General features: G+C 68.3%; 7 protein-coding genes. 1 reads left to right on the top strand and 6 read right to left on the bottom strand.

Features of this window, described 5'->3' with window-relative positions:
• Window positions 1-181: 181 nt before the first annotated feature.
• From ACE3TL_RS15910 to ptsP, 6 genes are all read right to left on the bottom strand, one after another.
• Window positions 182-475 carry a hypothetical protein gene (locus tag ACE3TL_RS15910; RefSeq protein WP_374533969.1) on the bottom strand — a complete coding sequence of 98 codons (294 nt, stop codon included), beginning with the start codon at window positions 473-475 and terminating at the stop codon, window positions 182-184.
• Between the two features lie 117 nt (window positions 476-592).
• The gene (locus ACE3TL_RS15905) at window positions 593-1,078 is read right to left on the bottom strand and encodes a hypothetical protein (RefSeq protein WP_374579647.1); all 486 of its coding nucleotides are present in this window, start codon (window positions 1,076-1,078) and stop codon (window positions 593-595) included.
• 71 nt (window positions 1,079-1,149) lie between these two features.
• Window positions 1,150-2,289 (bottom strand): flavodoxin-dependent (E)-4-hydroxy-3-methylbut-2-enyl-diphosphate synthase, encoded by a 1,140-nt coding sequence (gene ispG / locus ACE3TL_RS15900; protein ID WP_374579646.1) that lies wholly within the window; start codon window positions 2,287-2,289, stop codon window positions 1,150-1,152.
• Window positions 2,290-2,339: 50 nt separating this feature from the next.
• On the bottom strand, window positions 2,340-3,113 hold the full coding sequence (locus tag ACE3TL_RS15895; protein ID WP_374579645.1) for a TIGR00730 family Rossman fold protein: 774 nt from the start codon (window positions 3,111-3,113) through the stop codon (window positions 2,340-2,342).
• A 57-nt stretch (window positions 3,114-3,170) separates the two neighbouring features.
• A complete protein-coding gene (locus ACE3TL_RS15890; protein ID WP_374579644.1) occupies window positions 3,171-4,169 on the bottom strand; it encodes a helix-turn-helix domain-containing protein in 999 nt (332 codons plus the stop codon).
• 169 nt (window positions 4,170-4,338) lie between these two features.
• Window positions 4,339-6,597, bottom strand: coding sequence for a phosphoenolpyruvate--protein phosphotransferase (gene ptsP, locus ACE3TL_RS15885; protein WP_374579643.1), 2,259 nt, complete (start codon window positions 6,595-6,597; stop codon window positions 4,339-4,341).
• A gap of 289 nt (window positions 6,598-6,886) precedes the next feature.
• Between ptsP and ACE3TL_RS15880 the strand changes: the two genes are divergently transcribed.
• On the top strand, window positions 6,887-7,809 hold a 923-nt coding region (locus ACE3TL_RS15880; protein ID WP_374579642.1), incomplete at its 3' end, for an alpha/beta hydrolase.

Here is a 7,809-nt window from a genome sequence, read left to right as displayed (position 1 = left end):
TCGATCTCGCGGAAGCGGTCGAGGACCTGATCCAATCTGGCCTGGGGAAGACGCACGGCTGCCGGTCACCTTGTCGAAGAGGGAGGCTTCTCTAACGCTGTCGGCGGCCCTTGCCAAACGCGCAGCAAAAAGGGCCCTCCCGGCTGGAAGGGCCCTTCGATCCGCCGGAGCGGAAAATGCTCTAGGCGCGGACGCCGGTGAGCGGAGCGCTACCGAAGGCGCCCAGCTTGACGTTGCCGCTCATCGAGTCGCCCGACACGGTGGCGCTGAACTCCAGCGTCATCGGCATCGGCTGGGTGATGGCGGTCGACCAGGTGAGGGTGTCGCCAGCGACCTTGCCCTCGATGGTCTGCTCACCCATGCGCCCCTTGGTCGTGCCGGTGAAGGTGTCGCCGCTGGTGGTGATGGAGGCCTCGACCTCCTGCGCGCCCATGGGCGAATTGATGGTGATCTTCCAGTTGCCGTCCGCGGACATTGTGTCCCTCCCTGGGTTTAGGTCGGGCACCTAACCAAGGCTGGAGAACAAGTGCAAGAGGTGACGCAGGCGTCATCTTTGACAATGTTCAATTTGAAAGCGCCGGACGGCGGATGTTCAGCCTGCGGCGGCGGGGCTGTCGGCGTCATGATCGCCGAAGGCGAAGCCGGCCGCGCGCATGGCCTGGACCATGACCACGACCCGGTCGTAGAGCTCGTTGGCGCCCTTCAGCATGCCAGGTTCGGTGAAGACGGCGGTCGGAACGACCAGGCCGCCGGCGACCTTCTCCACGAAGCCGCGCTCGATCAGCCGCTCCAGATAGGTGAGCAGGATTTCGTCCGGCATCGGGATGGTGCGCTTGAGGTCCGCGATCGCCACGGGCCGGCGCGCCGAATTGGGCGGGATGGTCCGCAGCTCGGAAAAGCGCGCGTCGCCGATCAGATGCTGGCTGTTCAGCGTCCAGATGGCGGTGAAGACGATGTACTCGATGACGTCGTTGCCGTGGACATGAGCCATCGACGAGGCGTTGCGGACGATCTCGCTGGCGATGATGCGGACGATGGCCCGGCGATTGTCGGTCGTACTGTCGGTTATGATCGTCACGCGCGCACCTTCGATCTGGCGTCGAAGAAGCCTAGGGCGCCTTTCGCCAACAAGAGGTGAAGCGCAGAGCCCTATTCGGCGGCCTGGAGTGGTTCTTCGGCCTTGGCCAGTTCGGCGGCCCTGGCCTCGACCAGTTCGACGATGTGGTCGACCATCTTGTCGTTGTCCATCTTGTGATCGGGCTTGCCGGCCAGATAGACCATGCCCGCGCCCTTGCCGCCGCCGGTGAAGCCGACGTCGGTCATCAACGCCTCGCCCGGACCGTTCACGACGCAGCCGATGATCGAGAGGCTCATGGGCGTGGCGATGTGGGCCAGGCGCTGTTCGAGCTTCTCGACCGTGGCGATGACGTTGAAGCCCTGACGCGCGCAGGACGGGCAGGCGATGATGTTGACGCCCCGGTGGCGCAGGCCCAGCGACTTGAGGATGTCGAAGCCGACCTTGATCTCCTCGACCGGATCGGCGGCCAGGCTGACGCGGATGGTGTCGCCGATGCCGGCCCAGAGCAGCGAGCCCATGCCGATGGAGGACTTCACCGTCCCGGTGCGGATGGCGCCGGCCTCGGTGATGCCGACGTGCAGCGGGCAGTCGATGGCCTCGGCGAGCTGCTGGTAGGCTGCGACGGTCATGAAGACGTCGGAGGCCTTCACGCTGATCTTGAACTCGTGGAAGTCGTTGTCCTGCAGGATGCGGGCGTGGTCGAGGGCGCTTTCGACCATGGCCGCGGGGCAGGGCTCTCCGTACTTTTCCAGGAGATGCGGCTCCAGGCTGCCGGCGTTGACGCCGATGCGCATCGAGCAGCCATGGTCGCGGGCGGCCTGGATGACTTCCTTGACCCGCGCGGGCGAACCGATGTTGCCCGGATTGATCCGCAGACAGGCCGCGCCGGCCTTGGCCGCCTCGATCCCGCGCTTGTAGTGGAAGTGGATGTCGGCCACGAGCGGGACCTTGGCCTCTCGGGCGATGGTGCTGAACGCCTTGGTGGAATCCTCGTCAGGGCACGAGACGCGCACGATGTCGGCGCCGGCCTCCTCGAGCTGGCGGATCTGGGCGAGCGTGGCCGCCGCATCCGCCGTGAGGGTGTTGGTCATCGACTGGACCGTGATCGGCGCATCGCCCCCGACCTCGACCTTGCCGACGCGGATCTTGCGCGAGGCCCGGCGGTCGATGGCGCGCCAGGGGCGGACATGGGTGTGATCTTGCACGGTCATGGCGGGAAAATAAGGCTTCCCAGCGGAAAACGCGAGGCCGCTCTCGCCGCCTACGAGATGTCTTCGCCCGGTCGCAGGCCGCCGTCGAGAAGCGCCTGCCAGGCGGCTTCGGCGCTGTCGGCGAAGTGGAAGAGCTCGAGGTCCGCCGGGTGGATCATGCCTTCGGACACCAGCACGTCGAAATTGATGGCCGCGCGCCAGTAAGGCTCGTCGAACAGCACGATGGGCAGCGGCGGGCTCTTGTGGGTCTGGCGCAGGGTCAGGAGTTCGAAGAGCTCGTCGAAGGTGCCGAAGCCGCCGGGGAAGACCACCAGGGCGTTGGCGCGCATCGCCAGGTGCATCTTGCGCATGGCGAAGTAGTGGAAGCGGAAGGTCAGTTCCGGCGTCGAATAGGCGTTCGGCTCCTGCTCGAAAGGCAGGGTGATGTTGAAGCCGATGGAGGGGGCGCCGGCCTCGCTGGCGCCGCGGTTGGCCGCCTCCATGATCCCCGGTCCGCCGCCGGTGGCGATCACGTTGTCGCGCGGCCCGCCGTTCTGAAGGATCGCGCCGCCGCGTTCGGAGACGATACGGCCGAACTCGCGGGCCGCTGCGTACCAGCCCGCGTGGCGGCCGGGGCCGTTCTCGGCGATCCGCGCGCTGCCGAAGACGACGACGGTGGAGCGAACGCCCCAGGCGCGCAGCGCCTCCTCGGCCTTGGCGTATTCGAGCAGGAAGCGCAGGCCCCGCATGGAGTCGCCGAGCAGGAAATCCTCGTCCAGCGCCGCCAGCCTGTAGGACGGGGACGCCATCTGGGCCGCGTTGCTTGGGGGCGCGTTTGCCGCCATGCCGAACTCCTTCCTCGACTCGAAGAGCGGCAACTTCGCCGAGACGAAGAGGAGAAGCTAGTCCAGCAGCTTGCCGACCTGGATGGTCGGCGCGGGCATCAGGCCCTTGCTTTGGCCGCCGACGAACACCTGGAAGGCGGCCGGTTCGGAAACCTCGAGGCTGAGACCGCCGCGATTGGGCACGCGATAGGCCTCGCCCGCCGAGAGCTGGCGCGCGAAATAGGCCGATCCGTCGCCGCCGCGGACGATCAGCGATCCGCCCTTGAGCGCCTGGACGGTGATGAGCGAGTCCTGGGGTGCTGCGCCGTAGACCGTCCCGTTGGCGGTAAAGGTCGGGGCCAGGGGCTGCTTGGGCGCCTTGGGCTCGGCCGTGGGATTGGCGGCCTCGGCCCTGCGGGCGGCGGCGACCGCGTCGGAGGAGCCGCCGGCGGCCGTGGCCGCGGCCAGGCCCGGGGTCTCGTAGAGGTCCGGCGTGGTCGATTCTACCGGCGCGGGCAGGGGCGCGCCGAGTTCGACCGGGCCCTTGGCGGCGCCGAGCCTGGCCTTGGCCACCGCCGCGGGCGGGGCGGTATGGGGTGGCGGCGCGTCCTGGGTCATGGCCCGCTGGGCGACGTTCCAGAGGATGATCGCCCCGAGGATCAGCATGCCGCCGCCGATCACCAGGGTCAGGCGCGGATCCTTGCCGGTCTGCACGCCGATGGGCGCGCGCAGCCTGGTGTCGGGAACCGGCTCCTCGCGGCGGAACCGCTCGACCGCCTCGTCGCCGTCCAGGCCCAGCGCGACGGCGTAGGCGCGGATATAGCCGATGGTGAAGGGACGGGAGGGCAGTTCCTCCAGCCGCATTTCCTCAATCGCCGAAAGATAGGCGCGGCGAATACGGGTGGTGTCGGCCAGTTGTTGCAGGTCGAGGCTGCGGAATTCACGAACCGCTTTCAGCGCCGCGCCAATATCGGGACCGGTGTCGATGTCGGGAATCGGCGCCGCGCGCCGGTTCGTTCGCCGCTGGCCCTCGGCGCTTAGATCGAAATTTGCAACCCCGCCAGTATCGAGCGGCATGGCTACTTGGCGCCTCTTGCTGGTGCTGCGATCTAAAGGCGAAACCACGCCCGGCCATCGTTACTGTGAAGGTCTTAATATTCTATTGTGAGTATCATTCGAGCTGTTGAAATTCAATGCGCTAGTCGGACGCGACGAGAAGACCGACAGCGGCGTGGACGCGCCAAGTCTAGATCGCTAGGTACAATTTCCGGGCGAGCGTCTCGATCTCGTTGCGGATCGAGCCAGCGGAACTGCGGATCAGGTTGAGCACGCCGCGGCGCGCGGCCTCGCGGTCGCAGGACAGCACCATCTGCTTGACCGGGCCGACACCGGCCGGCGGCATGGACAGCCGGTCGAAGCCGAGCGCGACCAGGGCGAAGGCCTCCAGCGGCCGGCCGGCCATTTCGCCGCAGACCGAGACTGGCGTGCCGGTCTCCTCGCAAGCCTTCTGGATCGTCTCCAGGGCGCGCAGGGCGGGCGGCGAGAGGAAGTCGTACCGGTCGGAAACACGCGGGTTCCCGCGGTCGGCGGCGAACATGTACTGCATCAGGTCGTTGGTCCCAACGCTGACGAAGTCGGTCATCGGCAGCAGGGCGTCCAGGTGCCAGACGACCGCGGGCGCCTCGATCATGGCGCCGACATCGAGCCGCGAGGGCGCCAGGCGGCCGCGGCGCTGGGCCCAGGCGACCTCGTGATCGACCAGGGCGCGGGCGGTGCGGAACTCGTCCACGCTGGCGACCAGGGGGAACATGATCCGCAGGGGCCGGCCCCGCGCCGCGGCGATCAGGGCGCGCAGTTGCAGGCGCAGGAGCGCCGGCCGGTCGAGGCCCATGCGGATCGCCCGCCAGCCCAGGGCCGGGTTCTCCTCCCGCTCGGCTTCGAGATAGGGCAGCACCTTGTCGCCGCCGAGATCGAGGGTGCGGAAGGTCACCTGGCGATCGCCGGCCACGTCCATGACCCGGCTGTAGAGCGCGGTCTGGGCGTTGAAGCGAGGCATCTCCTCGGCGACCATGAACTGGAATTCGGTGCGGAAGAGGCCGATGCCCTCGGCGCCGGTTTCCCCTAGGATGTCGAGGTCGACGTCCAGGCCCGCGTTCATCAGCAGGGTGATCTTGGCGCCGTCGCGGGTGAAGGCCGGGGTGTCGCGCAGCTTGGCGAATTCGGCCCGCCGCTGCTTGCGCACCTCGATCCGGGCCTGCAGCGCCTTCACGACGTCGGGGCGGGGGCGCAGATAGGCTTCGCCGGTCTCGGCGTCGACGATGACCGGGTCGCCTTCGGACACCTTGTCGCGCAGGCCCGGCAGGCGGCCGACGCAGGGAATGTCGAGGGCGCGCGCGACAATGGCGGCGTGGCTGGCCGAGGAGCCTTCCTCCAGCAGCAGGCCGGCCAGCTTGGTGCGGTCGTATTCGAGCAGGTCGGCCGGGCCGAGGTTGCGCGCGATCAGGATAGCGTTCTCGGGCAGGTCGCGGGCCATGTGGCCGTCGCCGGACAGGTGCCGCAGCAGGCGGTCGGCCAGGTCCTCGAAATCGTGCAGCCGCTCGCGCAGATAGGGATCGCGGGCCTGGCCCAGGCGGGCGCGATGCTCGGAGCGCACACGCTCGACCGCCGCCTCGGCGGTCAGGCCGTTGCGGACCGCGTCTTCCAGGCTACGGTTCCAGCCGCGGTCGTGGGCGAACATCTTGTAGGTCTCGAGCACCTCGAACGAGGCTTCGACCAAGCCGTGCTCGCCGCTCAGCATGTCGTCGATCTGGGCCTGGAGGCCGGCGACCGCGGCCTTAAGCCGGGTCTCCTCGGCGACGACGTCCTCGGCTAGGAGCTGCGAGGGGGCGACGGGGGGCTCGTGCAGCACCGCCACGCCGAGGGCCAGGCCGTCGGCGAAGCGCGAGCCGATCAGGCGCTCGGGCCGGTGCGGGGCGATCTCGACGCCCTTCAGCTCGCCTTCCAGTTCGCTGCCGGCGACCATTTCGGCCAGCACCATGGCGACGATCTGCAGGTCTTCGACCTCGTCGTCGGTATAGACCCGCTCGGTGCGGTTCTGGACCACCAGCACCCCGATGGCGCGGCCGCCGCGCAGCAGGGGCACGCCCATGAAGGCGTGGAACGGGTCTTCGCCGGTTTCGGGGCGATAGGAGAAGGCCGGATGGTTCGGGGCGTCCGACAGGTTGAGCGGCCGGCCCAGGCGCATGATCTCGCCGATCAGGCCTTCGCCGGGCTTCATCCGCGTGAGGTGGACGGCTCCCGGATCGAGGCCCTCGGTGGCGAACAGCTCCATGTCGCCGCTGGCCTGGCGCATGTAGAGCGAGCAGACCTCGGCCACCATGGAACGGGCGATGATGCGGACGACGACGTCGAGCCGAGACTGAGCCGGCCCGCCCGAGGCGAGGGCTTCACGAATCTGCCGCAGCAGGCTGCGTTGTCCGCGTACGGCGACGCCCGGCATGGCCATCGAACGGCTTCTCTCCCTATCTCAACCGCCCTCTAGAGCGCGATCTGTTTCATCAGACACAGATCGCGCTCTAGATTCTTTGAATTCAGAGCATTTTCTGCGCCGAACCGGCAGCCACTTCGGCGGAAAATGCTCTAGCAGCTTTGAACGTCGGAACGGAGACGAAAAGCCGCCTGCGCGACTTTGTGAGATCAGCCTGCGCGTTTAAGGCGCAGCGACGCCGCCTTTGCGCGATTGCGTGGGCGGACGCATAGTCGCTCGCAGAACAAAGTTGTCTGGGGAGGCGGCTGTGGGAAAGGGCTGGCTGGGCTTCATCGCCGGCTGGGCGGTGATCTTCATCGGCGCCCTGCTGGCTTATCTGGTGCAGACGGCGGGCGGGACGAGCGTCCAGGATGTCCGCTTCGCCGGGGATCGCGGGACGACGCTGTCGGCGCTGGTCTACACGCCGGCCGGGGCGAGCGCCGAACGGCCGGCGCCCGGCGTGCTGCTGGCCCACGGCTACATCAACACCCGCGAGATGCAGTCGCCCTTCGCCATCGAACTGGCGCGGCGCGGCTTCGTGGTCGTGGCGATGGATCAGCCGGGCCACGGCGGGTCGGACGCCATCGTCGGCGCCAACGACTTCGGCGGCCCGGCGGCGCTGCGCTACCTGAAGAGCCTGCCGCAGGTGGACAAGGCCAATATCGGCCTGGAAGGCCACAGCCTGGGCGGCGGGCCGGTGGTCGGGGCCGCTGCGTCCGACCCCGCCGGCTACAAGGCCGTGGTGCTGGAGGGCTCGACGCCCGCCATCGGGCAGGCGTTCGGGTCCCAGGCCAAGGCGGAGTTGCGCAACCTCGCCATGGTCTTCGGCGGCTATGACGAGTTCGCGCCGCTGATGTGGCAGGTTCCGCGCGGGTTCGATGCGCCGCGCTCCAAGTCGATGCAGGCGCTGTTCGGGCTCTCCGTCCCGGTCGAGCCGGGCCGCGTTTATGGCGACATCGCCGCGGGGACCGCCAAGGTGCTGTACGTTCCGCCGATCACCCATCCGTGGGAGCATTTCTCGGCCGGCGGCGTCGCGCCGGCGGTGGCCTGGTTCCAGACGGTGCTGGACGGCGAAGCGCGCCCGCTGCCGCCCAGCGACCAGATCTGGTTCTGGAAGGAGGTCGGAACCCTGATCGCCTTCGTCGGCCTGGTGATCCTGATGCTGGCGACCTTCGACCTCTTGATGTCGGT

It is taken from the genome of Phenylobacterium sp. (assembly GCF_041920015.1).
Classification (GTDB): Bacteria; Pseudomonadota; Alphaproteobacteria; order Caulobacterales; family Caulobacteraceae; genus Phenylobacterium.
Note: the sequence above shows the minus strand (reverse complement) of the source record. Positions and strands in the feature narration are given on the sequence as shown.